Annotated in this window: 1 pseudogene; it reads right to left on the bottom strand. The window is 66.3% G+C overall.

From position 1 onward, the window contains the following. Positions 1–303: pseudogene (locus tag EOD29_RS31165) on the bottom strand (Zn-dependent hydrolase); the annotation flags it as partial.

Genomic DNA, 303 nt, shown 5'->3' with positions numbered 1-303 from the left:
CTTTTCGCACCGACCCGCTCGCAGGCCGCCTCCAGTATCGACAGCAGTCCGGCATCGCCTGGCGTCGGCAGATTGTCGGAAACCCGGTTCGGCGTCTTGATCGTCACGCCGTAGGCTCCTGCCAGCTTTTCGACATGGCCGTCGAGCCAGCGGCAGAAAGCCTCCATGTCGGCGCGGATCTCCGCGCGCCCATCGATCAGCAGCGTGACCTTCGACGGCACGACATTGGCGGCATTCGGCTCGATCCTGAATTCGCCGACGGTGGCGGCGAAGTGCCCCGGCGTTCTGGCAAGCTCGGCGGCG

Source organism: Mesorhizobium sp. M1A.T.Ca.IN.004.03.1.1 (genome assembly GCF_003997555.1).
Lineage (GTDB): Bacteria > Pseudomonadota > Alphaproteobacteria > Rhizobiales > Rhizobiaceae > Mesorhizobium.
The sequence above is the reverse complement of the archived record's forward strand: the minus strand, read 5'-3'. Positions and strand labels throughout refer to the sequence as shown.